This is a genomic window from Brevundimonas sp. AVps7 (assembly GCF_058681545.1).
Window position 1 is genome coordinate 3,263,970 of sequence record NZ_CM178742.1, and the last position, 24,051, is coordinate 3,288,020.

The window sequence follows — 24,051 nt, forward strand, 5'->3', positions numbered from 1 at the left end:
GCAAGATCACGCCATCGGCGGCGGACCGGCCAGGATATCCCGCTTGCCTGCATGGTTGGCGGCGGAGACGACGCCTTCCTGTTCCATCCGCTCGATCAGGGAGGCGGCGCGGTTGTAGCCGATCTGCAGGCGGCGCTGGACGTAGGAGGTCGAGGCCTTGCGGTCGCGCGTGACCACGGCCACGGCGCGGTCGTAAAGGTCGTCGCCAGAGGAGCTGTTGCCGCCTTCGTCGAAGGCGTTGTCGCCGTCGCCGTCCGGATCGTCGGTGATCAGGTCGAGATAGTCGGGCTCGGCCTGGCTGCGCAGGTGTTTGCAGACCTCCTCGACCTCCTGGTCCGTCACGAAGGGCCCGTGCAGGCGGGTGATGCGGCCGCCGCCGGCCATGTAGAGCATGTCGCCCTGGCCGAGCAGCTGTTCGCCGCCCTGTTCGCCGAGGATGGTGCGGCTGTCGATCTTGGAGGTGACCTGGAAGGAGATCCGGGTCGGGAAGTTGGCCTTGATCGTGCCGGTGATGACGTCCACCGACGGGCGCTGGGTGGCCATGATCAGGTGGATGCCGGCGGCGCGGGCCATCTGGGCCAGACGCTGGACCGCGCCCTCCACGTCCTTGCCGGCGACCAGCATCAGGTCGGCCATCTCGTCCATGACCACGACGAGATAGGGCATGGGCTCGGGGCGAATCTTTTCGCTCTCGAACACCGGGCGGCCCTGATCGTCGAAGCCGGTCTGGACCGTGCGTTCAAAATGCTCGCCCTTGGCCTGGGCCTCGCGGGCGCGCTCATTGTAGCTGGCGACGTTGCGGACGCCGAGCTTGGACATGCGGCGATAGCGGTCCTCCATCTCGCGCACCGTCCATTTCAGGGCGACGACGGCCTTCTTCGGATCGGTGACCACCGGGGCCAGCAGGTGCGGGATGCCGTCATAGACCGACAGCTCCAGCATCTTGGGATCGATCATGATGAAGCGGCATTCGGCCGGGCTCAGCCGATAGAGGATCGACAGGATCATGGCGTTGACCCCCACAGACTTGCCCGATCCGGTGGTGCCGGCGATCAAGAGGTGCGGCATGCGCGCCAGGTCCGCCACATAGGGGTCGCCGCCGATGGTCTCACCCAGGGCCAGCGGCAGGATGTGGGCCGGCTTGCCGTATTCGGACGAGGCCAGCAGGTCCCTGAGATAGACGGTCTCGCGCTTCAGATTGGGCAGTTCGATGCCGATGGCGTTCCGGTTCGGAACGACGCTGATACGGCAGGCGCGGGCGCTCATCGAGCGGGCGATGTCGTCGGAGAGGGCGACGACCCGGCCGTGCTTCACACCGGGCGCCGGGACCAGTTCGTAGAGGGTGACCACAGGGCCGGGGCGGATCTGGTCGATGACGCCCTTGACCCCGAACTCGGCGAGCACGCCCTCCAGCATCCTGGCGTTCTGCTTCAGGGCCGTCTCGTCGACCATGCCGACGCGGGCCTGGGGCTTGGCCAGCATGCCGAGCGGCGGCAGGGAGAAGTCGCCCTCCGGCCGCACGAAGTCGAACACGGCCTGGTCGTCGTCGATCGTCTTCTTCGAGGCCTTGGCAGGCTTTGGCGCGGCGACCTTGATCTCGTTTTCGGCCGCGCGCGGGGCGGCACAGGCCGGGGTGGGGACCGGCTCGTCCCAAGGCAGGGGCGTATCGGCCCCGGCGTCCGCCGCGTCGTAGTCGGGCAGTTCCAGTTTGGCGGCGCGGCGGGGTGCGCGCGCGGGCGTGGCTTCGGCTTCCTGCGCAGGCCGGACGGGACGGCGACGTGCAGGCGTCGCGGGCTCGGCGGCGCGACGAAGACCCGAGGCCCAGGCGACGCCCTCGGCGAAGTCGTTGAGACGCAGGCCCACCGCGTAGCCGCAGGCCCACAGGCCGAAGGCGAGGAAGGCGATGCCGCCGATGATCTCGCCGCCGGGCACGCCGAGGGCGCGGAAGCCGGAATCGACCAGTCCGATGACCCCGTCGCCCCACAGACCGCCCAGACCGGCCGCCAGCGGCCAGGCGGTCGGCGCGGCGAGGGCCGAGAGGGCGGCGGACAGGCTGAGCACACCGCCCGAGGCCGCGAGAGCCTTCAACGGCGTCGGCTTGAGGCGCTGCTGGATCGCGTCGCCGATGGCGGCGGCCAGGCCGAAGGCGACGGTCAGGGCGGCGGCCGGCCAGGCGGCGAGGCCCAGCGACTGCATGAAGACATCGGCGAACAGGGCGCCGTTGGCGCCCAGCCAGTTGGTCGGGGCGGTCGAGGAGGCCGCGTTCAGGCTCGGATCGGCCGGGTTCCACGACACCAGGGCCACGACCAGCAGGGTCGCCAGCAGGGCCTGCAGCACGCCGCGAAAACGCACCATGAAGGGCGCGTCCCAGATCATGAGGGCGCCCAGGATGGCGCGCTGGCTGATGGCGAGGGCTGCGGACATGCAGAGGCTCCGGACGGACTTGGAGACCAGTGTCGCAGGCTCAGGGTTAAGGGGCTGTTTACCTCGCCGACTGCTGCGACCCCTCGCCACTGGACGCGAGGCCCCGGCGGCGCGACAAGCGGCCATGGCCTCCCCCCACACCCACGATGTCATTGTCGCCGGCGCCGGCATGGCGGGCGCGACGTTCGCGCTGGCGGCGGCGCGGGGGGGGCTCAGGGTCGCCATGATCGATCCCCAGCCATTTTCGGCCCAGCTGGCGTCAACGTTCGACGGGCGATCGACCGCGATCGCCTGGTCGACCTTCCGGATGCTGGACACGCTCGGCGTCGGAGAGGCCATGCGGCCGCATGCCTGCCGGATGGACCGCATTCTGGTCACCGACGGCCGTCGTCCGGGCGCGGCGTCGAAGGCGGCCTCGCCGGCCTTCCTGCGCTTCGAAGCCGACGAGATCGGCGACGCCAACGGCGGCGAGCCGCTCGGCTACATGGTCGAGAACCGGCGCATCCGGTCGGCGCTCGCCGAGGCGGTCACGGCGACCGACATCGATCTGCGCACGCCCGGCTCGGTGGTCGGGGTCGAACAGACGAACCCCGCCGCGCGCGTGACCCTCGCCGACGGCTCGGTCATCAGCGCCCCGGTGGTCGTCGGCGCCGAGGGGCGGGGCTCGAAGGTGCGCAAGGCCGCCGGGATCGAGACCGTCGGCTGGGGTTACGGCCAGTCGGGTGTCGTCGCCACGGCCCGGCTCGGCCGCGACCATGGCAATGTCGCCCATGAATACTTCCTGCCGCACGGCCCGTTCGCCATCCTGCCCCTGACCGAGCAACGCGCCAGCCTCGTCTGGACCGAGACCACGAAAGCGGCCGAGGCGCTGAAGGTCTGTTCCGACGAGGCCTTCCAGTCCCACCTGAGCCGCCGTTTCGGCGAGTTCCTCGACGGCGCGACGCCCGAGGGGCCGAGGTTCGTCTATCCGCTCGCGCTGGAACTGGCCACCAAACTGACCGCCCCGCGCACCGCCCTGATCGGCGACGCGGCCCACGGGGTGCATCCGGTCGCGGGTCAGGGCCTGAACATGGGGCTGAAGGACGCCGCCGCCCTCGCCGAGGTGCTGATCGAGGCGATGCGGCTGGGCGAGGATATCGGGTCGGCTGTGGTGCTGGACCGCTACGCCCGCTGGCGCCGGTTCGACAACGTCGCCCTGGCCGCCGGGTTTGACGGCTTCGTGCGGCTGTTCTCCAACGATTTGCCGCCTGTGCGTCTCGCCCGCGACCTTGGCATGGCAGCGGTGAATCGCATCGGCCCCCTCCGCCGCGCCTTCATGCGCGAGGCTGGCGGGGCGACAGGGGACCTGCCGAAGCTGCTCCGGGGGGAGCTGGTCTAAATCCTCCCCCTATGGGGGAGGGGGACCGCGAAGCGGTGGAGGGGGCTAGCCGCGCATGCCGGAGTCTGGAGCGAGCCCCCTCCGTCTCTTCGCTTCGAGCCACCTCCCCCAATGAGGGAGGACTTCTAATCCAGCTGCCGCGCTTCTTCCGGCAGCATGATCGGCACGCCGTCGCGGATCGGGAAGGCCAGCTTCGCCCCTTTGGAGATCAACTCATTGGCCTCGCGGTCGTAGTCCAGCCGACCGCGCGTGATCGGGCAGACGAGGACTTCCAGCAGGCGCGGATCAACGGATGACGGGGTGTGAAATGCGTCGCTCATTTTTGTAGAGGGCTACCGCTCGCGCCGCGGGCGCTTGCTGCTTGAGCCCGGTCCTCTGCTGGATCGGAGAAGGTTTCTGTCTACTGCATCGACGTCGGCGTGTCGCCGTCGCCGGTCTCGGCCGCGTCGATGCGCATCAGGGCGGTGAGGACGTCGACGCGGTCGTCGAGCGCAGGGGACTCCAGCAGGGCCTGTTTCTCCGCCGGTTCGAACGGCAGGGCCATCGACAGGCTGTTGATCAGGGCCTCCTGAGGCGCGGCCTCGGCCGTCTCCCAGTCGATCTCGAGCTGGCGGCGCTCCAGATAGGTTTTCAGCCCGGCGAGGAAGGCCGGACGATCGAAGGCCTCGCCCTCGTGCGGCGCCGACAGGTCGGCCTCGAACGGGGCGAAGGCGGCGCGGACCTGGCGATAGGGGGTCTGGCTGGGCAGTTCGGTGGTGATGCGGAAGCGGGCGATCCCGGTCAGGGTGATCAGGTAGCGACCGTCCGAGGTCTCGGCGAAACTGGTGATCCGCCCGGCGCAGCCGACCGCAGACAGGCTGGGCAGCTGAGCCGAACCGCCGGTCGGCTGGATCATGCCCAGCATCCGTTCGCCCGCCATGGCGTCGTCGATCATGTTCAGATAGCGCGGCTCGAAGATGTTCAGCGGCAGCTGACCGCGTGGCAACAGGATGGCCCCCGGCAACGGAAAGACGGGGATCACCTGCGGCAGGTCGACGGCCTTCACATAGCCCTGAGCCATCCGGACGCCTTTACGAGAACAGGATCGAGGACAGGCGGCGACGCCCGTCCTTTGCGACGTCGGACGACAGGCCGGCGGCCTCGAACACGACCAGAAGATGTTTGCGCGCCGCCTGGCCGTTCCATTCGCGGTCGGCGGCGACGATGTCGAGCAGGCTGGTCGCCGCGGCCTTCAGGTCGCCGTCGGCGGCCTGGGCCAGGGCCAGGTCATAGCGGGCCTGATGGTCGTTCGGATCGGCCTTCACCTTCGCTTCAAGCGCGGCGGTCTCGGCCGTGGGGGCGCTCGACGACAGGGCCAGCTGGGCACGGACGGTGACGACGGAGGGCTCGGTCGAATCCTGGGGGGCCATGGCGATGGTCTGGCGCGCCTGATCGGCGTCGCCGCCGGCCAGATAGACGCGCGCCATGCCGGCGATGGCCTTCTGGTTGTCGGGCTCCATGGTCAGGACGTGGGCGAAGGCCTGCGCCGCGCCGCCGAAGTCCGACAGGCCCAGCGATTCCTCGCCCAGCCCCAGGAGTTGTTCGACGTCGGTGTTGACGCCCGCGCCACCCGACAGCTTCTCGATGAAGGCCTTGATCTGGCTTTCCGGCACCGCGCCCTGGAAGCCGTCGACCGGCTGGCCGTCGACGAAGGCATAGACGGTCGGGATCGACTGGACCCGCAACTGGCCGGCGTAGGCGGGGTTCTTGTCGACGTCGATCTTGACCAGTTTCACCGCGCCGCCGGCCGCCCGGACCTGTTTTTCGAGCGCCGGGGTCAGGGTCCGGCAGGGTCCGCACCAGGTGGCCCAGAAGTCGACGATGACCGGCTGGATCTTCGACTGGGCGATCACGTCCTCCATGAAGCCGGCGTCGGAGCCGTCCTTGATCAGGTCGTCGGCGGAGGTCGGGGTATCGGCGAGGGTCATCGGATCTCTATGCGGCTCAGGGTCGGTAACGCGGAAGGGCTCAGATGGTCGCGGGGGCGGCCGGCGGCAAGTCTGCGGAGAAGTCGATCACCAGCGGCGCGCGCCTGATCTCTTTCATGAACCGCAGGAACGCCGCCTGTGTCAGGGCCGTCGTCGCCGTATTGGTCAGGGGGTGGAAGTTGACGATGTCGGCCTCCCACAGCCGCCTGTCGATCACGAAGGTCACGCGCCGGTCGACGTCGTTGATCAGCCCCAGCGCCGTGACCGACCCGGGCCGAACGCCCAGGGTCTCGTACATCAGCACCTCGTTGCCGAACGACACCCGGTCCGAGCCGATGGTGCGGGGCGCGGCCTTGAGGTCGATGACCGTGTCCTGACGGGCCGAAATCAGCCACAGCCGGCCCTTCTTGTCCTTGAGGAACAGGTTCTTGGTGTGGGCGCCGGGCATGGCGGCCTTGATCTCGTGGCCCTCGTCGACGGTGAAGACGGCGGGGTGGTCACGGGTCGTCTGCTCGATGCCCCGCTCGGCCATCCAGGCGATCAGTCTGTCTCGGTCATAGGCAGGTTGAGCGGTCATGGCGGGCCGGGCTAGGTATGATCCCGTTGGATACCTGCCGGAGCGCCGCCTTGGAACTGGAATGCTACCCCATGTCGGCCCGGCCGCCGGATCTGGTGCCCGGGCGTCAGTCGCGGAACTGGATGGACGCCTTCGTCAGCCGGCATCCCTATCGCTGCCTGCCCCTGACCATGGCCAATACGACGGGGTGGGAGATCCTGTGCCCCTTCACCTTCACGGCCGAGTGGAACGGCGGACCGTCGCAGTCCGACATCACCATCACGCCCGAGCGGCCCCAGCCCGAGCTCGACCATTTCGTCACCTCGCACTTCTCGCGCGGGGTCCTGACCATGCATCCCCAGTATCTGTTCCGCACGCCGCCAGGCTGGGGGATGATCTGTTCGGGGTCGCCCAACCACATGAAGGACGGCATCCAGCCGCTGGTCGGGCTGATCGAGACCGACTGGCTGCCCTTCCCCTTCACCATGAACTGGCTGTTCACGCGGCCGGGGCGGGTGAAGTTCGAACGCGGCGAGCCCTTCTGCTTCATCCACCTGGTCGAGCATCGCAAGATGGAGGCGGTCCAGCCGGTGATCCGCACGCTGGAGTCCAACCCGGTGATGAAGGGCCAGTTCGAGGCCTGGAACCGCCAGCGCACAGACTTCAACACCCGTCTGGCTTCGGGCGATCCCGATGCGGCCAAGGAGGCCTGGCAGAGGTTCTACTTCAAGGGCGAGATCCCCGAGGCCCTGGGCTCCGCGCCGGAGACGCATGCGAACAAGCGGAGGCTGAAGACCCCGCGGGTGGGATAGACCTCATCTGGAGGCGAGAATCGCCTCCAGTCCCTCGCGCCAGGACGGATAGGCGGGTCGCCAGCCGAGTTCGGCCTTGGCGCGGGCGTTCGAGATGCGTTTCGAGTCGAGATAGAAGCGCCGCATCCCCTCCGACACCGAGGGGTCGGTCCAGTCGACCTCGGGCGGCTGGGGCAGTCCCATGCGTCGCGCGGCGTCGGCCATCACCACATCGACGGGCGACGGGGCGTCATCTGTAAGGTTGTAGGCCGCGCCGGGCCGGGGACGCTCCATCGAGGCGAACAGGCCGGCGACGGCGTCCTCGACATAGACCCGGTTGAAGACCTGGCCGGGCTTCCTGACGATCCGGGCCGTGCCGTCGCGCAAACGGTCCACCACCGAACGGCCGGGGCCGTAGATGGCCGGCAGCCGGAACACCTGCACCGTCAAACCCATGCCCCGTCCGGCATCGAGCCAGTCCGCCTCGGCCCGGACGCGACGCGCGCCCTCCAGGCTGGCGGCGTTCAGGGCGTCGTCCTCGAACACCCAGCCGCCGTTCCGGTCGCCATAGACGGCAGTCGAGGAGACGTAGCCGATCCAGTCGGGATAGGCCTGCGCCTCACTCAGCGCAGGCAGAAGGGCCATCGCCCCGGGGCAACCCTGGCCTTCAGGGGGAGCGGTCACGAGGATGGCGGAGGCCTGACCGACCACGGTCGCAAGGGCCGTCGTGTCTGCAGGATCGACAGCGGTGATGCCGTCAGCCTCAAGCCCGGCCCGGCGTTCCGGGTCCCGGGAGGTCGCCGCCACGGACAGGCCGCGCGCGTTCGCTTCGGCCAGCGCGGCCCGACCGAGATAGCCGGCGCCGAAAACCAGCAGGGACTTTTGCGCCATTCCGGGGATCAGCCGACCCGCGCCTTCGCGCGCGGGGGGGCGGGCGTCGGGGTGGATGCCGGTTCCGGCGCAGTCCGGAGGGCTTCCGCCCGCTTGCCGTTCCAGGCGGACACGCAGGGGATCTTCGACCGGTCGGCCCGGTCGGCGTAACGCCGCGCGATGTCGGTGACATCCGCCATCAGCCCCTCGGCCAGGGTGATCGGCTTGAGGCCCAGGTCGCGGAACTGGTCGTTGGCGACGACGAGTTCGTTCTCGTCAGCCTCCAGCCGGGGATTGGCGACATTGTGCACCTCGGCGCCCGTCATTCCGGCGACCATGGCGGCCAGGTCGCGGACGCGATGGCTCTCGGTCATCTGGTTGAGGATCTTGACCCGTTCGCCCTTCTCCGGCGGGTTCTTCAGCGCCAGTTCGACGCAGCGGACCGTGTCCTGGATGTGGATGAAGGCCCGGGTCTGGCCGCCCGTGCCGTGCACGGTCAGCGGATAGCCGAGCGCGCCCTGCATCAGGAACCGGTTCAGCACCGTGCCGTAGTCGCCGTCATAGTCGAACCGGTTGATCAGCCGCTCGTCCTTGCGGGTCTCCTCGGTCTGGGCGCCCCAGACGATGCCCTGGTGCAGGTCGGTGATCCGCACCCCGTCATTCTTGGCGTAGAACTGGAAAAGCAGCGCGTCCTGGGTCTTGGTCATGTGGTAGATCGAGCCCGGGTTCGGCGGGAACAGGATTTCCTGCTCGGTGGGCCCGAAGTCGGTCTGGACCGTGACCTTCAGATAGCCCTCCGGAATCCGCAGCCCGGCGGTGGTGTAGCCATAGACCCCCATGGTCCCGAGGTGGGCCAGGTGGACGTCCAGCCCGCTCTCCACGATGGCCGCCAGCAGGTGGTTGGTGGCGTTCAGGTTGTTGTCGACGGTGTAGAGCTTGTGCCGCGCCGACTTCATCGAATAGGGGGCGGCCCGCTGTTCGGCGAAATGGACGACCGAGTCGGGCCTCTCGTCCAGGATCAGGGCGACGAGCCGGTCGAACTCCTTGCCGACCGTCATGTTGACGAAACCGATCTCGCGGCCGGAGACCTCTTTCCAGGCGGCGATCCGCTCGCCCATGGTCCGGATGGGGGTCAGGGACTGGACCTCCAGCTCGTTGTCGATGTTCCGTCGGCTGAGGTTGTCGACGACGATCACGTCCCAGCCGCGTGCCGACAGATGCAGCGCCGTGGGCCAGCCACAGAAGCCGTCGCCGCCCAGAACCAGTACCTTCATCGCGTCTTTTCCTCCGCCCCGAGACCTTGCGTAGCCGAAGCCGGGGGTCGGAGCAAAGCGGAGCGGTGGATCACAGCAGGGGCGTTATCGCCGCACGCGCCGCAGCGCCGAGGCCTGCGTGTTTCAGCCCATAGGCCACATTGGCCCGCAGCAACCCCACGGGGTCGCCGCAGTCGAAGGTCGTTCCCTCGTATTCCAGGGCGTGGAAATCCCGGACCTTCATCAGCCGCGCCATGGCGTCGGTCAGCTGGATCTCGCCGCCCGCCCCCGTCTGCTGGTCGGCCAGCAGGGGGAAGATGTCGGGCGTCAGGACGTAGCGGCCCGAGATGAACAGGTTCGACGGCTCGGTCCCCAAGGGCGGCTTCTCGACCATGCCCGTCATCCGGTTCAGACGGCTCTCGCGACCATCGAGAGCCACGATGCCGTATTTGTGTGTCTCGCCGTCCGGCGCCGGCTCGACCACCACCACGTTTCCGCCGGTCTGGTTGTGAGCGTCGATGGCCTGTTTCAAGGCGGGCGTCTCGGCCATCATCAGCATGTCGGCCAGCATCACGGCGAACGGCTCGTCGCCGATCAGGTCCCGGGCGCAGAAGACGGCGTGGCCCAGACCCAGCGGCGCCATCTGGCGCACGAAGCTCATTTCGCCGGGCTTCGGCAGGTCGGCGACGACCTGGAGCAGGATGTCGTCCTTGCCCTTGGCCTTGAGAATGGCTTCCATCTCGTAGGCGTGGTCGAAATAGTCCTCGATCGAGCCCTGACCGCGCCCGACCACGAAGATCATGTGCTCGATGCCGGAGGCGCGGGCCTCCTCGACGATGTGCGACAGGATCGGCCGGTCGAACACATTGAGCATGTTCTTCGGCGTCGTCTTGGCCGCTGGCAGGACACGGGTGCCCAGACCGGCGACGGGAAGGACAGCCTTGCGGACGCGGGACGATGACGAACTCATGATGGCTCCCAGACAGCGGTTCGCAGGCTAACGCGCGCCGCGACGTTTCACAGCCCCGCGCGCGCGATTTCGCTATTCGACGGTGACGGACTTGGCGAGATTCCGGGGCTGATCCACGTCAGCGCCCTTCACCACGGCCACGTGATAGGCCAGCAGCTGGATCGGTGCGGACATGACCAGGGCCGAGATCAGCGGGTCGCAGGCCGGAGCCGTTACCACCACCTTCGCGCCCGCCGGCGCGTGTTTCGCCCCTTCGGGATCGGTGATGAAGACCACCTGGCCGCCGCGCGCCATGACCTCGCTCATGTTTGAAGCCGATTTTTCGAACCACGAATCAAACGGCGCGAGGATGATGATCGGGGTCGCCTCGTCGACCAGTGCGATCGGCCCGTGCTTCAGCTCCCCTGCGGCATAGCCCTCGGCGTGGATATAGCTGATCTCCTTCAGCTTCAGCGCGCCTTCGAGGGCCAGCGCCGACATCGGCCCGCGGCCGAGGTAGAGGACGTCTTTCGCCTTGGCGATCTCGACGGCGATGTCCTTGAGCGCATCTTCCAGCCCGATGGCCTCGGCGATCAGGCGCGGCGCCTCCAGCAGGACGCGGACCAGTCGCTGCTCTTCGGCGTCGTCGATGCGGCCGCGCGCCCTGGCGGCCGCGATGGCGATGGCGATCATGACCGAGACCTGGGCGGTGAAGGCCTTGGTCGAGGCGACGCCGATCTCGGGTCCGCAATGGATCGGCCAGACGACGTCGGCCTCGCGGGCAATCGTTGATTCCGTGGCGTTGACGATGGCCGCCGTCTTCATCCCGGCCTGGGCGCAATGACGGAAGGCGGCCAGGGTGTCGGCGGTCTCGCCCGACTGCGACATGGCGATGGCCAGCGCATTGGGCCGCAGGGACGGATTGCGGTAGCGGAACTCGGAGGCGATCTCGACGTCTACGGGCAGGTCGGCGAGATCCTCGATCAGGTACCGACCGATCATTCCGGCAATCCAGGAGGTGCCGCAGGCGACGATCTGGATCCGGTCCAGCGCGGCGAAATCCACGCCCTCGACCCTGGTGTGGTCGGTCAGGGTGTCGACATAGGCGGCGATCGTGCGCTGGCACCCTTCCGGCTGGTCATGGATCTCCTTTTCCATGAAGTGCCGGTAGTTGCCCTTCTCCATCAGGACGGCGGACGCGGGCACGGTCTTGATCGGCCTCTCGACCTCGGCGCCCGAGCCATCGAATATCCGGGCGCCGTCATGGGTCGCGATGACGTAGTCGCCGTCTTCCAGATAGGTGACCCTGTTGGTGAAGGGCCCCAGCGCCAGGCCGTCCGAGCCGATGAACATCTCTCCGTCGCCGTGACCGACAGCCAGCGGCGGGCCGTTGCGAGCCGCCAGGATGACCTCATCCTCGCCCGAGATCAGCACGCAGAGGGCGAAGGCCCCCGACAGCCGGTCCAGCGTCGCCTTGAAGGCCTCAAGCGGCGAAAGGCCGGTCGCCAGTTCTGAATCGAGCAGATGGGCGACCACCTCGGTATCTGTCTGTGAGGAAAAGACGCGGCCGGCGGCGATCAGCTCAGCCTTCAGCTCGGCGAAATTCTCGATGATGCCGTTGTGGACCACGGCGACGCGGCCGGCGATGTGAGGGTGGGCGTTGGCCTCGGTCGGGGCGCCGTGGGTGGCCCAGCGGGTGTGGCCGATACCGGTCGTGGCGCTGAGCGGGTTGGCCGCCAGCACCTTTTCCAGCTCTTTCAGCTTGCCGGGCGCGCGGCGGCGCTCCAGCAGCCCGTTCACCTGGGCGGCGATCCCTGCCGAGTCATAGCCGCGGTACTCCAGCCGCTTCAGGCTTTCGACCAGGCGATCCGCGACGGGCTGGGTTCCGACGATGCCGATGATGCCGCACATTCTGGGATGCTCGTTCTGGAAGGTTCGGTCGAGGATGACGACTGGTGTCGTCTGCTCTAGTGAAGCCGTTAGTGTCCGGCACCTAATAAGCGGTTTCGGAAGATTTCCGAACACGGAGAGCCGGTTATGGGCGAGCGCAAATATTTCGGGACCGATGGCATTCGGGGGCGGGCCAACAGCAGCCCGATGACGGCCGAGATCGCCCTGCGCGTCGGTCTGGCGGCCGGAAAGTTGTTCATGTCGGGCGACGATCGCCGCCATCTGGTGGTCATCGGAAAGGACACCCGCCTGTCGGGCTATATGATCGAGCCCGCGCTCGTCGCCGGATTCGCCTCGGTCGGGATGGACGTGCGCACCTTCGGCCCGATTCCGACGCCGGGCGTGGCTATGATGACCCGCTCGATGCGGGCCGATCTCGGGGTCATGATCTCGGCCTCGCATAACGACTATGCCGACAACGGCATCAAGCTGTTCGGCCCGGACGGCTACAAGCTCAGTGACGAGATCGAACTGAAGATCGAAGCCATGATGGACGCCGGCCTCGACGAGGGTCTGGCGGCGTCGGATCAACTGGGTCGGGTCAAGCGGATCGACGATGCCCCGCCCCGCTACATCGAGATCGCCAAGGCCGCCTTCCCGCGCCACCTGTCGCTGGCCGGGCTGCGGATTGCCATCGACTGCGCCAACGGTGCCGGCTACCGGGTCGCGCCCACGACCCTGTTCGAACTGGGGGCCGAGGTCTGCGCCGTCGGCGTGTCCCCGAACGGGACCAATATCAACGCCGACTGCGGCTCGACCCATCCAGAGACCCTGGCCGCCGCCGTCAAACAGTACCGTGCCGACATCGGCATCGCCCTCGACGGCGACGCCGACCGGCTGATCGTCTGCGACGAGAACGGCAAGGTCGTCGACGGCGACCAGATCATGGCCCTGATCGGCCGCGACTGGGCCCGTCGCGGCCTGCTCAAGGGCGGCGGCGTGGTCGCCACCGTCATGTCCAACCTCGGCCTCGAGCGCGCCCTGACCGGCGACGGCCTGACGCTGGAGCGGACGAAGGTCGGAGACCGCTACGTCATGGAGCGGATGCGCGAGGGCGGCTTCAACCTGGGCGGCGAACAGTCCGGCCACCTGATCCTGCACGACCACGCCACCACCGGCGACGGCCTGATGGCGGCGCTGCAGGTGCTGGCGGTGCTGGTCGAGAGCGGCAAGCCCATGAGCGAACTGGCCCGCCAGTTCGAGCCCGTGCCCCAGCTGCTCCAGAACGTCCGCTTCACCGGGGGCAAGCCTTTGGACGACACGAAGGTCAAGGCCGCGATCGCCGACGCCGAGGCCGCCCTGTCGGGTCAGGGCCGCCTGCTGGTCCGCCCCTCCGGCACGGAGAAACTGATCCGCGTCATGGCTGAGGGCGACGACGGGGCCTTGGTGAAGCGCGTCGTGGCCGACGTCACGGCGGCGGTGAAGGCGGCGGGCGGATGAGCCGCTCGGCGCTGCTCGCCGCGGCGTTTGTGGTCGCTTTCGCCTTGCCAGCCGCAGCTCAGGACCTCGACGTATTTCAGCGTGCGAATGAAGAGGCCAGGCTGGGTTCCAACGAACCCTTCGTGCGTCTGACTGTCGACGGCGCCTGGGGTGATCCTGCGGATGGGTTCGCATTCTTCAGCTATTGGGATCGGCCCCATGGTGATCCCCAGCGACGTCGCGGTCTGGCGATCCGCAAAGCCAGCCGTACAGAGAGCGATCCGACCTGGGCGAATTCCCTGGATTGCCCTCAGGTCGAGGCGCTGGTTGTCGCACTCGAAGAGGTCGAGCCGCCACGCGTCGATGTGATGGGGCTTGGACGCGAGTTTCCCATGCGGATGACTGCGGATGGGGCGACGTTCGCGCTTTGGGCGCGCTGGCCCACATGGGACGGACTGGTCGGCTACGAGCTCAGGATGTCAGGCAACTATGGATCGCCTTTGGCCGATTGGGCTCAGAGGCTCTATCGCGATCTCGACGGCTGCTGGGCGGCGGATGCGCCCGACGCCGTTTAGGCGTCCGTCTCCACCCGTTCCTTCAGCTCCGCCAGCTTCTTCACCGCCCCGCGCGTATAGGGCGCCAGCCAGCGGTCGTGGACGGCCTTGATGGGTTCGGCGTTCAGGTGGTTCCAGCGCTCGCGCCCCTCGCGCCGGACAAGGATGAGGTCCGCCGCCTCCAGCGCCTTCAGATGCTGCATGACGGTGCAGCGATCCAGCCCCTCCTCCGCCTCGCACAGCTGGCCGGTGGTCAGGGGCCGGTCCTTCAGCGCATCCAGCAGCCGCCGCCGCACCGGATTGGCCAGGGCCTTGAACACGGCGTCCAGATCGTCGGCGTTTGACATGTTATAAGACTATAACATATGAAACCGGTCAGCAACCACGGAGAGAGACGATGGCGCTGAAATTCGAGGTGTCGATGCGGGTGTCGAAACCCGTCCACGAGGTGTTCGAGGCGGTCGCCGATCCGGCGAAACTCTCGGGCTATTTCACCACCGGCGGCGCGGTCGGGCGGCTGGAAACCGGAGCCACGGTCCAGTGGGACTTCGCCGACTTCCCCGGCGCCTTCCCGGTCGAGGTGGTCGAGGTCGTCCAGGACGAGAAGATCGTTCTGAAGTGGGAGGCCAACGAGGGCGTGCCCGAGGACGGCCAGCCGGTGGTCGGCGCGAAATACATGACCACGGTGACGATGAGCTTTTCACCGCTCGACGGCGATACGCGCACCCTGGTCCGCATCGGCGAGGAAGGCTGGCGCGACACGCCGACAGGGCTCAAGGCCTCCTACGGCAATTGCATGGGCTGGACCCAGATGCTGGCCTGTCTGAAGGCTTTCGTCGAACACGGGCTGAACCTGCGCGAAGGCGCTTTCCGCTAGAGCCTGATCGGCTGAGGTGGAATCGCTTCGCGATTCCGCTGATGCCGTGAATCAGGCTTCAGAGTTAAGCGAGAGCATGATTCACGCTTCATGCCGGACCCGCCAAACGGGTCCACCAGAAACGATCATGCTCTAGGCCTTCAGCGCCGCGACCACGTCCTCGATCCGCTTCCTGATATCCGGCACCGCGATGGTCTCCCAGAAGGCCGCTCGGGCCGGCGGGCCGAGGACGAACAGGCGCCGATCGGCGCTCCCGTTGGCGGCCAGCACCCGGCCGGAGGCGTCGAGCTCAAGCCCGAGCCGCAGCGGATCCAGCCGCGCCCGTCCGCCGGTCAGCAAGGGTCCGGTCACCGGATCGACCTCCGGCGCATGGCCCGGACCGGTGCAGTCGATCAGCCAGCGGGCGGTCAGCGGCGGCTGCGCCTGACCACGCCGCACCCAGTCGAGCCGGACTCCTGTGTCGTCGGCCGTGATCCCCTTCACCCGGCCCGCGACGACGCTGAGCCGTCCTTCGGTCATGAGCCGGTCGATGAAGACGCCGATCCGGGGCGCGATCCGATGGCGATGCACATCCCACCAAGGCCTCAGATGCCGGACGATCGCCCGGCGCGTGGTCGGATCGGCCTTCGCCCACAGGTCGGCGGTGACCGGCCTCAGCCCCTCCATCATCTCCCGCCAGCCGGCGCTCCGGGCCACGACCCGCGACGCCTTCATCCGCCCCGAGAGCGGGCCTTCCAGCATGGCGGGGTTCGGCGCTTCTGGCGGATCGGGCAGGTCGGCATGCGCCCGCGGGAGGAGGCCCCGCCGCGACAGGGCCTGCGCCCGGCCGCGCCAGCCCTGTCCTTCCAGCGCCTGCAGCATGTCCACCATGGTCAGGCCGGTGCCGACGATCAGGATGTCATCGTCCGCCCCGATCGCCTCCAGCGCGCCGGGGGCCCAGGGGTCGGACAGCACGCGGGCCGAGGCGCCGGAGGCCGTCTTTGGCGCCGGATTGCCAGTGGTCAGAACCACGGCGTCGGAGGCGATGCGTCGGCCGTCTGACAGGGTGAGGCCGTCGGTCTCGACCCTCGCCACCTCGCCCGTGATGCGATGGATCAGGCCCGGATGCGCCGCCTCGACCTCGGCCAGCCGCGCCTGGACATAGCGGCCGAAGATCAGGCGCGGCGCGAATCCGTCGGGGTCGGCAAAGGCGGGCGCGCTCGCTTCCAGCCAACGCACGAAATGATCGGGCTGGTCGGCCAGGGCGCTCATCCGCGAGGAGCGGACGTTGAGCAGATGCCCCTCGAACGGCGTGGAATAGGCGACGCCGAGGCCGAAGTCCGGCGTTCGGTTGATCAGTGTCGAGGTGATCCCGGCCTCGGCCAGTCGCGCCGCCAGCATGGCGCCGGAGAAACCTCCGCCAACGATGGCTACCCTGTCGATCCGTCCCGCCACGCCGCCTCCCGCCCCGTTGCGGCGGTTCTGGACCGCGCCGCGCCGGGGGTCAAACTGCGCGGCCCCCTCGCCTTGCGGGAGAAGGAAATCCGGTCATACCCATCAACGGATCGTCCGAATCCGCCTTTGGAATCAGAGCCGGGCTCTAACGAGAGGCCTTTTATCCATCACGGCCCGAAACGCCCTTACACTCGCCCCTTACGTGTGGAACGGCGCGAGGCATCCGGACTCCCCGGACCCGGCGGACTCTGTTTTTGAGTCCGCGCGCGGCGTCAGCGGAAAGGAGGGTCAGATTTCCTGGTTGTAGGCGCCGACTTCCGGGTGGGCGGCGAGGCGGGGCTTCACCTCCTTGTGGAACAGGTCGCGCATGTCGTCCTCGGACCGCATGCTTTCGACGACCACGACCATCTCCGGCTTGTTCGACGAGGCGCGGACCAGGACCCACGACCCGTCATCCAGATGGACCCGGGCGCCGTTGACCGTGATGACCTCGACGATCTTGCGGCCCAGGATCGAGCCGCCTTCGGCCGCCAGCTTTTCGTATTCGGCGACGACCCTGGCGAGGACGTCATATTTGATCTCGTCGTCGCAATGCGGAGACATGGTCAGGCTGGTCCAGGCGTCCGGCAGGGACGACTTGAGATCGAACAGGGTCTTGCCCGGGTTGCGGTCCAGCATCTGCAGGACAGCGGCGGCGGCGACCAGGCCGTCGTCGTAACCGCGGCCTATCGGGTTCGCCAGGAAGAAGTGGCCCGACTTCTCGAACCCGGCCAAGGCGCCCAGTTCGGCGGTCTTGCGCTTGATGTAGGAGTGGCCGGTCTTCCAGTAGACCGTGGTCGCGCCATTGGCCTTCAGGACCTCGTCGGTCTTGTAGAGGCCGGTCGACTTCACATCGACGACGAAGGTGGCGTTGGCGTGCAGGGCCGACAGGTCGCGGGCCAGCAGCAGGCCGATCTTGTCGGCGAAGATTTCCTCGCCGGTGTTGTCCACCACGCCGCAGCGGTCGCCGTCGCCGTCGAAGCCCAGGGCGAGGTCGGCGCCCGTTTCCTTCACCCGCGTGGCCATCTGCATCAGCATGGCGTGGTCTTCGGGGTTCGGATTGTATTTGGGGAAGGTGTAGTCGAGGTCGCAGTCCATCTCGATCACCTCGCAGCCCATACGGCGCAGGGCCTCGGGGGCGAAGGCGCCGGCCGTGCCGTTGCCGCAGGCGCAGACGACCTTCAGCGGGCGGCTCAGTTTGATGTCGCCGACCACCTCCTGGAGATACTGTTCGCGGAAGTTCTCGACCCGCTCCAGACGACCGCCGGGCCGGGCCACGCCGGTTCCGGTCAGAACGATCTCCTTCAGGCGACCGATCTCCTCGGGGCCGAAGGTGACGGGCGGGTTGGTGCCCATCTTCACGCCGGTCCAGCCGTTCTCGTTGTGCGAGGCGGTGACCATGGCGACGCAGGGCGCCTCCAGCGCGAACTGGCCGAAATAGGCCATGGGCGACAGGGCCAGACCGACGTCCAGAACCTCCATCCCGCCTTCCAGCAGGCCGATGATCAGGGCGTGCTTCACGGTCGAGGAATAGGAGCGGAAGTCGTGTCCGACGACGATGCGCGGCTGGATATCGTTCTCATGCACATAGGTGGCCAGAGCCAGACCCAGGGCCTGGATGCCCAGCAGGTTGATCTCCTTCTCGAGGATCCAGCGGGCGTCGTACTCCCGGAAGCCCGTCGGCTTGACCAGGGGGATGGTCTCGAATTCGAAGGTGTTCGGAACCAGGTCCTGGCGGGGCTTCAGCATGCGATGTCCTTGAAAGGCAGGAGGGTTCGGCGAGGCGGTATAGCCGCAGGCCGGAAGGCGGACAACAACGCGCGATCGATGGTATCGCTGCCATCGGAAGCGGCGAAGACGGATCGGAGACGACGATGGGTCGAGGTTTGGGCATCGCGCTCGCACTGTTGCTGTGCGGAACCGGCGCCGTTCAGGCGCAGACAGCGGAGCAAGGTCTTGCGGCCATGCAGGCGCGGCTGGAGACGGACGAGGGTTATGCTGGCGTATTCGGCGTTTCGCGGGGAGGCCAGACCGAGGTCGCGTCCATTGCCCGGCCCGACGGCGCCTGGCCGGTCGATCCGTCTACGCCGGTCCGCTGGGCCTCGGTGTCAAAGATGATCACGGCGATCCTCGTGTTTCAGCAGATCGATGCCGGAACGATGGCGCTGGACACGCCGGTCGCGACCTATCTGCCCGGGACGACCGTGGCCAATGCCGACCGGATCACCCTCCGGCAGCTTCTGGCGCACCGCTCGGGCCTGGCGGCGGAGTTGGAGACGCCCGACGGCCCGCACGGCGACGCCTTGCAGTACTGCGGGGCGGCCAGGGCCGAGCCGGGGTCCGGCTTCTTCTACAACAACTGCGACACGATCGTGGTGGGCAAGGTGCTGGAGGCGGTGACCGGCCTGGCCTTTCTCGATCTGGTCAACAGCCGCATCGGCGCGCCGCTAGGCCCGACGCTGACCCTGCCCGAGGGGCCCCGGGTCGAGGCGACGATGGAAGATGGCTCGGCCGAGCCCCGCATCTGGCTCTCCGACTTCGGCCCCGCCGGAGGCCTCTACGGTACCATCGACGACATGCTGAAGATCGACATGGCTCTGATCGAGGGCCGGCTGATCTCGGCCTCATCGCTCGACACGATGCTGACCGCCGACCCGGCCTCGGGCTATGCGGCGCTCAGCGTCTGGTCCTACTCGCCCGATCTCGGAGCCTGTATCGGCACGACCCGGCTGGTCGAGCGTTATGGCGAGATCGGCGGGGTTCAGGTTCGAAACTTCCTCCTGCCGGACCTCAAGATGGCGCTGGCCGTCTATTCCAACGATCACCGCACCGACTTCGGCGAGGTCTGGCAGGGGCAGGGCCTCGCCATCGAGCTGATCCGGGCAGCCGCCTGCGGCGCTTGACCCTCGCGGAGCCTCGCCCTACCCCGGAGGGCCGTGTTCAAGAGAGCTCCTCCCCATGCCCCGCCTCATCCTGCTGCGCCACGGCCAGAGCCAGTGGAATCTGGAAAACCGCTTCACCGGCTGGGTCGACGTCGACCTGACCGCAGAGGGCGAGGCCCAGGCCCGGCAGGCCGGCACCCTGATGGCGGAGGCCGGCTTCCACCCCGCCGTCCTGTTCACCTCGGTCCTGACCCGGGCGAAACGGACCGGGGCCCTGGCCCTCCAGGCCGCCGGCCTGACCGGTGTTCCGGTGATCGAGGACTGGCGGCTGAACGAGCGCCACTACGGCGGCCTGACCGGGCTGGACAAGGCCGAGACCGCCCTGAAGCACGGCGAGGACCAGGTGAAGATCTGGCGGCGCAGCTACGACATCCCGCCCCCGCCGCTGGAGGCGGGCAGCGAATGGGACTTCTCCAGGGACGCCCGCTACGCCGGCCAGGCGATTCCCGACACCGAGAGCCTGAAGACCACGCTCGACCGGGTCCTGCCCTACTGGAACGAGGCCATCGCGCCTCGTCTGAAGGCCGGCGAGGACGTGCTGATCGCCGCCCATGGCAATTCGCTGCGCGCCATCGTCAAACACCTGTTCGGCGTGCCGGACGACCAGATTGTCGGGGTCGAGATCCCGACCGGTAATCCTCTGGAGATCGATCTGGACGCCGGCCTGAAGCCGGTTTCGGCCCGCTATCTGGACGCCGGGCGCGCCACCGAACTTCCGGTCATTTCATGAGCGACGACGCGGTCTACATGCGCCGGGCCATCGACCTGGCGCTCGGCCGGATGGGCGAGACCTGGCCCAATCCGGCGGTGGGCTGTGTCATCGTCAAGAACGGCAGGGTGCTGGCCGAGTCCGCGACAGCCGCGGGGGGGCGTCCCCATGCCGAGGAGCAGGCTGTGCCCGCTGCGGGCGCCGAGGTTGAGGGCGCGACCGCCTATGTGACGCTGGAGCCCTGCGGCGCCCGGTCGTCGGGCCGGGCCTCCTGCGCCCAATTCCTGGCCGAGGCCGGGATCGCCCGGGTCGTCGTGGCGGCGCTGGATCCGTCGCCGTTCGCCTCGGGTCGCGGCACCGAACGGTTGCGTCAGGCGGGGCTGGAGGTCGAGACCGGCCTGATGAAGGACGAGGCTGCGGTCCTGTCCGAGGGGTTCCTGCACCGACTGGAGACCGGTCGGCCGATGGTTCGGATCAGCGCCGACGGCAAGGGATTCGACGCCCGCTTCGCCGCATCGGCCCGCGCCGACCTCGTCACTGAACTGAAACGGCTGGGCGAGGCGGGCTATACCCGGCTGTGGACCGCGCCCGGCGAGCTGGCCGACGCCCTTGCCGAGCAGGGCCTGCTGACGTCCTGAGGCCCCGCACGACGCGCTGATAACATGCGGAAAATCATCGTTTCCGAAAACCTTCCTTAAGCGGGCCCGGTCCATCATGGGATCATGTCAGCAGTCCCGGAAGGCGTCCTCAGACGCCGCATCAGCCAGCAGGAGGTCGACGCGATCTGCGCGCGTCACGATCGCCTGTGGCAGGCGCGTCCCGGCGGCGCGCGAGCGGTCTTCGCCTGGATGGACCTGTCGGGCCTCAGCCTGAGAGGCCGCAATCTCGCCGACGCCGACTTCGCCGCCTCATCGATGATCGGGTGCGACCTGACCGGCTGTAAACTGGACAACGCCTCCTTCTTCGGCGCGGACATGCAGGATGCGATCCTGATCGAGGCCTCGCTGCGACGCGCGGACCTGCGCGGCTCCTGCCTGCGCGGTGCGGACCTGTCTGGCGCGGACCTGTTCGAGGCGGACCTGCGCGAAGGCACGATCGCCTCCGCCGATCGCAAGGTCGGCTTCCGCGTGGTCGAGGCCAAGGGACGCGAAATCACCCAGGCCCAAGGCGCCAGTCTCGTCGGCGCCAATCTGCAGCGGTCGCGCCTGTCGGGCATCGCCGCCCAGTCGGCGGATTTCTCCGACGCCATCATGAAGGACTGCAAACTGGTCCGGGCGAACCTGAAACAGGCCAATTTCCGGGGCGCCGACCTCGCGGGCGCCGATATGTCCGGGGCCGACCTGACCGGCGCGGACCTGCGCGACGCCATCCTGGTGGGGGTGATCTCGTCTTCCTGGCGCACTGACGGCGCCAATCTGGACGGCGCCCTGACCGACAAGGGCTCGCATGGCGCGCCCGTGGCCCAGTTGCCGGCGGCCGAGATGCTGCACGAACATGCCAACTGGTGCGAAAGCGGCGGGGTCGAGGGCCAGCCTTCGGTGTTCGACGACGTCGATCTGCGCGGACTGGGCTCGATCACAGGCCTCAACCTCACGGCCCTGTCGGCGAAGCGGGCGGTTTTCTATGGCCTGAACATGGAGGGGGTGAAGCTGCAGGGCGCCCACCTCGAAGGCGCAGACCTGCGATCCGTCAATCTGCGCGGCGCCGATCTGCGCGGGGCGCGGCTGGTCGGAGCCCGGCTCAACGGGGCCGACCTGCGCGAGGTGCAGCTGGGGCCGTTGATGCTCGGGCCCGAGCGACTTATGCCCGCCGACCTGACAGAGGCCGTGCTGCGCTCTGTCGATTTTTCCGGAGCGGATCTGCGACGCTGCATTCTTGCGGGCGCGGATCTGACCCGGGCCGGCATGCATGGCGCCCAGACGCGCCATGCCGATTTCACAGACGCGGTTCTCGCCGGGGTCCGCGGACTTCTGCGGGAGGGGGAACCGGCATGACGATGGTAAGACGACGCCTTGGACAGGGTGATTTCGATCTGTTCGCCGCCGCTCACGAGCGGTTCGTCACCGGCAAGCCCGGCGGGCGCAAGCTGTCATTGAAATTCGTCGACCTGACCGGCCTGTCGATGGCGCACCGGATTCTGGACGACGCCGATTTTTCCGGCTCGATTCTGGAGAACTGCAACATGGCCGGCGCCCGGCTGGAGCGCGCCGTCCTGTTCGGCTGCGACCTTCGCGGCGCCGACATGACCCGCGCCTGCCTGAAGCGGGCCGACATCCGCGGAACCTGCCTCCAGGGCGCAGATCTGTCCGAGGCGGACCTGACCCAGGCCGATTTCCGGGAAGGCGTGATCGCCGTCCCGCACGAGACCAAGGGTCTCGCCTCGGCTCGTCACGAAACGCGCCAGGGTCTGGCTGACGGGGCCCGGTTCGCCGGGGCCACCCTGGACGGCTCGCTCTTTGACGGCGTCAGCGCCTGCAAGGCTGATTTCACCGATTGCTCGATGCGGGGTGCGCGGCTGAACGGCGCCAATCTCAAGGATGCGGACCTGTCCGGCGCCCTTCTGGAAGGCGCCGACGTTGGCGGGGCCAATCTGGCCGGCGCGCGCCTGTGCGGCGCCATCCTGACCGGCGTAGCCATGGATCGGGCCCGACTGGACCGCACCGATACGACCGGGGCGATCCGGGAGCCCGACGCGGCGACCATCGCCCGGGCCGAAGAGCTCTATCAGATGGCGCTGGACGCCAATGCCTGGGCCGAAAGCGGCGGCGTTCTGGGGGGGCCGGCCGTCCTGGATGGGGAGGACCTTCGTCCGCTCGGAGATCGGCTCAAGGGGCTGAAGCTCTCGGCCATGAGCGCCAAGGGCGCCTGTCTTGCGGGCCTCGACCTGCGCGGCGCCCAGCTTCAGGGCGCCAATTTCGAGAAGGCGGACCTCCGCGGCGTTCTGCTGTGCAAGGCGGATCTGCGGGGCGCCCGGTTTGGCGAAGCTCTGATGACCAAGATCGACCTGACCGGCGCCGACATCAGCGCCCTGCCGCTGGGCCCGACCCGCAGCGTGCCGTCGAACCTCAGCGGCGCGCGCATGCGATACGCCGAACTGGTTCGCTCCGACCTGTCGAAGGCCAATCTGACAGGCGCGGACATGTCCGGCGCCAACGTCACGGGCGCGAACCTTGAGGGCGTCAATCTGACGGACGCCTGCCTTGATCGGGTGACCGGCATGCGACAGCCGGCGGTGGCCGCCTGACGCAAAAAGGGCGGCCCGAAGGACCGCCCTTTCCATTCAATCGCGAAACGCGGCGGCCTAGGCGGCTTCGCCTTCGATCAGGGCCGCGGTCGGCGTCGCCGTCGCGATCTCGATACGCCGGGGCTTGAGGGCCTCGGGGAGTTCCCGCTTCAGGCTGATGGCCAGAAGGCCGTTGTCGAGCGAGGCGCCGGACACCACGACATAGTCAGCCAGCTGGAAGCGGCGCTCGAAGTCGCGCTCTGCCAGGCCGCGATGCAGATAGGTCTTCTGCGCCGCCGCGTCGTCGTTTGCGGTCTTGCGGCCGGTGACGGTGAGCTGGTTTTCCTTGGCCTCGATCGTCAGCTCGTCGGGCTTGAAGCCGGCGACGGCGATCTCGATCCGGTATTCGTTCTCGCCCGTGGTCTCGATGTTGTAGGGCGGCCAGCCGTTCTCCTGACTGGTGCGCGCGGCGCTTTCCAGCTGGCGGGCCAGGCGGTCAAAGCCCACGGCGGAACGATAGAGGGGGGTGAAGTCGATGGTACGCATGTCGATCTCCTGATCATCAGCAAGATTGAACCGTCCCTGCCCCCATTGCTGGGAATGTGCCCGGGACGGCGATGGGATCAGCCCGAACGGTCCCTGATGGGCCCCGTCTGGTCTGCAAGAGCCCGGGATCGGCGCTCTCGGATGAAAAGGTGGGATGCCTGAGTGCGACG

The 24,051-nt window shown here is 68.1% G+C and carries 23 protein-coding genes; 10 read left to right on the forward strand and 13 right to left on the reverse strand.

Translation table 11 applies throughout. The annotated features are described in order from the left end of the window. Nucleotides 1-6: 6 nt before the first annotated feature. A complete protein-coding gene (locus ACW17Y_RS16260) occupies nucleotides 7-2,424 on the reverse strand; it encodes an FtsK/SpoIIIE family DNA translocase (RefSeq protein WP_492036708.1) in 2,418 nt (805 codons plus the stop codon). A gap of 124 nt (nucleotides 2,425-2,548) precedes the next feature. Here ACW17Y_RS16260 and ACW17Y_RS16265 point away from each other — a divergent pair, with 124 nt between their 5' ends. Further along, nucleotides 2,549-3,802: a UbiH/UbiF/VisC/COQ6 family ubiquinone biosynthesis hydroxylase gene (locus tag ACW17Y_RS16265; protein ID WP_492036709.1), complete on the forward strand. Its 1,254-nt coding sequence runs from the start codon at nucleotides 2,549-2,551 to the stop codon at nucleotides 3,800-3,802. 125 nt (nucleotides 3,803-3,927) lie between these two features. Here the strand turns inward: ACW17Y_RS16265 and ACW17Y_RS16270 are convergent, their stop codons facing one another. The 4 genes from ACW17Y_RS16270 to ACW17Y_RS16285 form a co-directional block, all read right to left on the reverse strand. Then, nucleotides 3,928-4,122 carry a Trm112 family protein gene (locus ACW17Y_RS16270; RefSeq protein ID WP_426038548.1) on the reverse strand — a complete coding sequence of 65 codons (195 nt, stop codon included), beginning with the start codon at nucleotides 4,120-4,122 and terminating at the stop codon, nucleotides 3,928-3,930. A gap of 80 nt (nucleotides 4,123-4,202) precedes the next feature. Next, nucleotides 4,203-4,862, reverse strand: a complete 660-nt coding sequence (locus ACW17Y_RS16275; RefSeq protein WP_492036710.1) for an LON peptidase substrate-binding domain-containing protein — start codon at nucleotides 4,860-4,862, stop codon at nucleotides 4,203-4,205. Nucleotides 4,863-4,872: 10 nt separating this feature from the next. Then, nucleotides 4,873-5,769 (reverse strand): tetratricopeptide repeat protein, encoded by an 897-nt coding sequence (locus tag ACW17Y_RS16280; RefSeq protein WP_492036711.1) that lies wholly within the window; start codon nucleotides 5,767-5,769, stop codon nucleotides 4,873-4,875. 40 nt (nucleotides 5,770-5,809) lie between these two features. Further along, on the reverse strand, nucleotides 5,810-6,346 hold the full coding sequence (locus tag ACW17Y_RS16285; protein WP_492036712.1) for a prolyl-tRNA synthetase associated domain-containing protein: 537 nt from the start codon (nucleotides 6,344-6,346) through the stop codon (nucleotides 5,810-5,812). A gap of 50 nt (nucleotides 6,347-6,396) precedes the next feature. On the opposite strand from ACW17Y_RS16285, the gene ACW17Y_RS16290 reads away from it, so the two are divergent. Further along, complete coding sequence (locus ACW17Y_RS16290; RefSeq protein ID WP_492036713.1) at nucleotides 6,397-7,137, forward strand: DUF6065 family protein; 741 nt, start codon at nucleotides 6,397-6,399, stop codon at nucleotides 7,135-7,137. 3 nt (nucleotides 7,138-7,140) lie between these two features. Here the strand turns inward: ACW17Y_RS16290 and ACW17Y_RS16295 are convergent, their stop codons facing one another. The 4 genes from ACW17Y_RS16295 to glmS form a co-directional block, all read right to left on the reverse strand. Further along, entirely contained in the window at nucleotides 7,141-8,007 is an 867-nt protein-coding gene (locus ACW17Y_RS16295; protein WP_492036714.1) for an NAD-dependent epimerase/dehydratase family protein, read from the reverse strand. Between the two features lie 8 nt (nucleotides 8,008-8,015). Continuing rightward, nucleotides 8,016-9,260, reverse strand: a complete 1,245-nt coding sequence (locus ACW17Y_RS16300) for an NAD-dependent epimerase/dehydratase family protein (protein ID WP_492036715.1) — start codon at nucleotides 9,258-9,260, stop codon at nucleotides 8,016-8,018. Between the two features lie 70 nt (nucleotides 9,261-9,330). Further along, nucleotides 9,331-10,209: a UTP--glucose-1-phosphate uridylyltransferase gene (locus ACW17Y_RS16305; protein WP_492036716.1), complete on the reverse strand. Its 879-nt coding sequence runs from the start codon at nucleotides 10,207-10,209 to the stop codon at nucleotides 9,331-9,333. A gap of 72 nt (nucleotides 10,210-10,281) precedes the next feature. Then, nucleotides 10,282-12,099 (reverse strand): glutamine--fructose-6-phosphate transaminase (isomerizing), encoded by a 1,818-nt coding sequence (glmS, locus tag ACW17Y_RS16310; RefSeq protein ID WP_492036717.1) that lies wholly within the window; start codon nucleotides 12,097-12,099, stop codon nucleotides 10,282-10,284. A gap of 126 nt (nucleotides 12,100-12,225) precedes the next feature. Between glmS and glmM the strand changes: the two genes are divergently transcribed. Together glmM and ACW17Y_RS16320 are read left to right on the forward strand one after the other, a co-directional pair. Beyond that, nucleotides 12,226-13,578, forward strand: a complete 1,353-nt coding sequence (glmM, locus tag ACW17Y_RS16315) for a phosphoglucosamine mutase (protein WP_492036718.1) — start codon at nucleotides 12,226-12,228, stop codon at nucleotides 13,576-13,578. Next, entirely contained in the window at nucleotides 13,575-14,132 is a 558-nt protein-coding gene (locus tag ACW17Y_RS16320; protein ID WP_492036719.1) for a hypothetical protein, read from the forward strand. Before glmM ends, ACW17Y_RS16320 begins: the two co-directional genes overlap by 4 nt. Here ACW17Y_RS16320 and ACW17Y_RS16325 read toward each other — a convergent pair. Next, the gene (locus ACW17Y_RS16325; protein WP_492036720.1) at nucleotides 14,129-14,458 is read right to left on the reverse strand and encodes an ArsR/SmtB family transcription factor; all 330 of its coding nucleotides are present in this window, start codon (nucleotides 14,456-14,458) and stop codon (nucleotides 14,129-14,131) included. The two genes, ACW17Y_RS16320 and ACW17Y_RS16325, sit on opposite strands and share 4 nt — an antisense overlap. A 50-nt stretch (nucleotides 14,459-14,508) precedes the next feature. On the opposite strand from ACW17Y_RS16325, the gene ACW17Y_RS16330 reads away from it, so the two are divergent. Next, nucleotides 14,509-14,988: an SRPBCC domain-containing protein gene (locus ACW17Y_RS16330; RefSeq protein WP_492036721.1), complete on the forward strand. Its 480-nt coding sequence runs from the start codon at nucleotides 14,509-14,511 to the stop codon at nucleotides 14,986-14,988. A 132-nt stretch (nucleotides 14,989-15,120) separates the two neighbouring features. On the opposite strand, the gene ACW17Y_RS16335 is transcribed toward ACW17Y_RS16330, so the two are convergent. Beyond that, complete coding sequence (locus ACW17Y_RS16335; RefSeq protein ID WP_492036722.1) at nucleotides 15,121-16,422, reverse strand: FAD/NAD(P)-binding protein; 1,302 nt, start codon at nucleotides 16,420-16,422, stop codon at nucleotides 15,121-15,123. Nucleotides 16,423-16,710: 288 nt separating this feature from the next. After that, nucleotides 16,711-18,210 carry a phosphomannomutase/phosphoglucomutase gene (locus tag ACW17Y_RS16340; RefSeq protein WP_492036723.1) on the reverse strand — a complete coding sequence of 500 codons (1,500 nt, stop codon included), beginning with the start codon at nucleotides 18,208-18,210 and terminating at the stop codon, nucleotides 16,711-16,713. Nucleotides 18,211-18,335: 125 nt separating this feature from the next. Here ACW17Y_RS16340 and ACW17Y_RS16345 point away from each other — a divergent pair, with 125 nt between their 5' ends. The 5 genes from ACW17Y_RS16345 to ACW17Y_RS16365 all read left to right on the forward strand — a co-directional run bounded on the left by ACW17Y_RS16345 (nucleotide 18,336) and on the right by ACW17Y_RS16365 (nucleotide 23,356). Then, nucleotides 18,336-19,364, forward strand: a complete 1,029-nt coding sequence (locus ACW17Y_RS16345; RefSeq protein WP_492036724.1) for a serine hydrolase domain-containing protein — start codon at nucleotides 18,336-18,338, stop codon at nucleotides 19,362-19,364. A 55-nt stretch (nucleotides 19,365-19,419) separates the two neighbouring features. After that, entirely contained in the window at nucleotides 19,420-20,133 is a 714-nt protein-coding gene (gene gpmA / locus ACW17Y_RS16350) for a 2,3-diphosphoglycerate-dependent phosphoglycerate mutase (RefSeq protein WP_492036725.1), read from the forward strand. Beyond that, a complete protein-coding gene (ribD, locus tag ACW17Y_RS16355) occupies nucleotides 20,130-20,750 on the forward strand; it encodes a bifunctional diaminohydroxyphosphoribosylaminopyrimidine deaminase/5-amino-6-(5-phosphoribosylamino)uracil reductase RibD (protein ID WP_492036726.1) in 621 nt (206 codons plus the stop codon). Before gpmA ends, ribD begins: the two co-directional genes overlap by 4 nt. Nucleotides 20,751-20,834: 84 nt before the next feature. Next, nucleotides 20,835-22,106 carry a pentapeptide repeat-containing protein gene (locus ACW17Y_RS16360; RefSeq protein WP_492036727.1) on the forward strand — a complete coding sequence of 424 codons (1,272 nt, stop codon included), beginning with the start codon at nucleotides 20,835-20,837 and terminating at the stop codon, nucleotides 22,104-22,106. After that, nucleotides 22,103-23,356, forward strand: a complete 1,254-nt coding sequence (locus ACW17Y_RS16365; RefSeq protein WP_492036728.1) for a pentapeptide repeat-containing protein — start codon at nucleotides 22,103-22,105, stop codon at nucleotides 23,354-23,356. The genes ACW17Y_RS16360 and ACW17Y_RS16365 overlap by 4 nt, the downstream gene beginning before the upstream one ends. A gap of 57 nt (nucleotides 23,357-23,413) precedes the next feature. Here the strand turns inward: ACW17Y_RS16365 and ACW17Y_RS16370 are convergent, their stop codons facing one another. Further along, nucleotides 23,414-23,881 carry an Hsp20 family protein gene (locus tag ACW17Y_RS16370; protein ID WP_492036729.1) on the reverse strand — a complete coding sequence of 156 codons (468 nt, stop codon included), beginning with the start codon at nucleotides 23,879-23,881 and terminating at the stop codon, nucleotides 23,414-23,416. Nucleotides 23,882-24,051 lie beyond the last annotated feature (170 nt).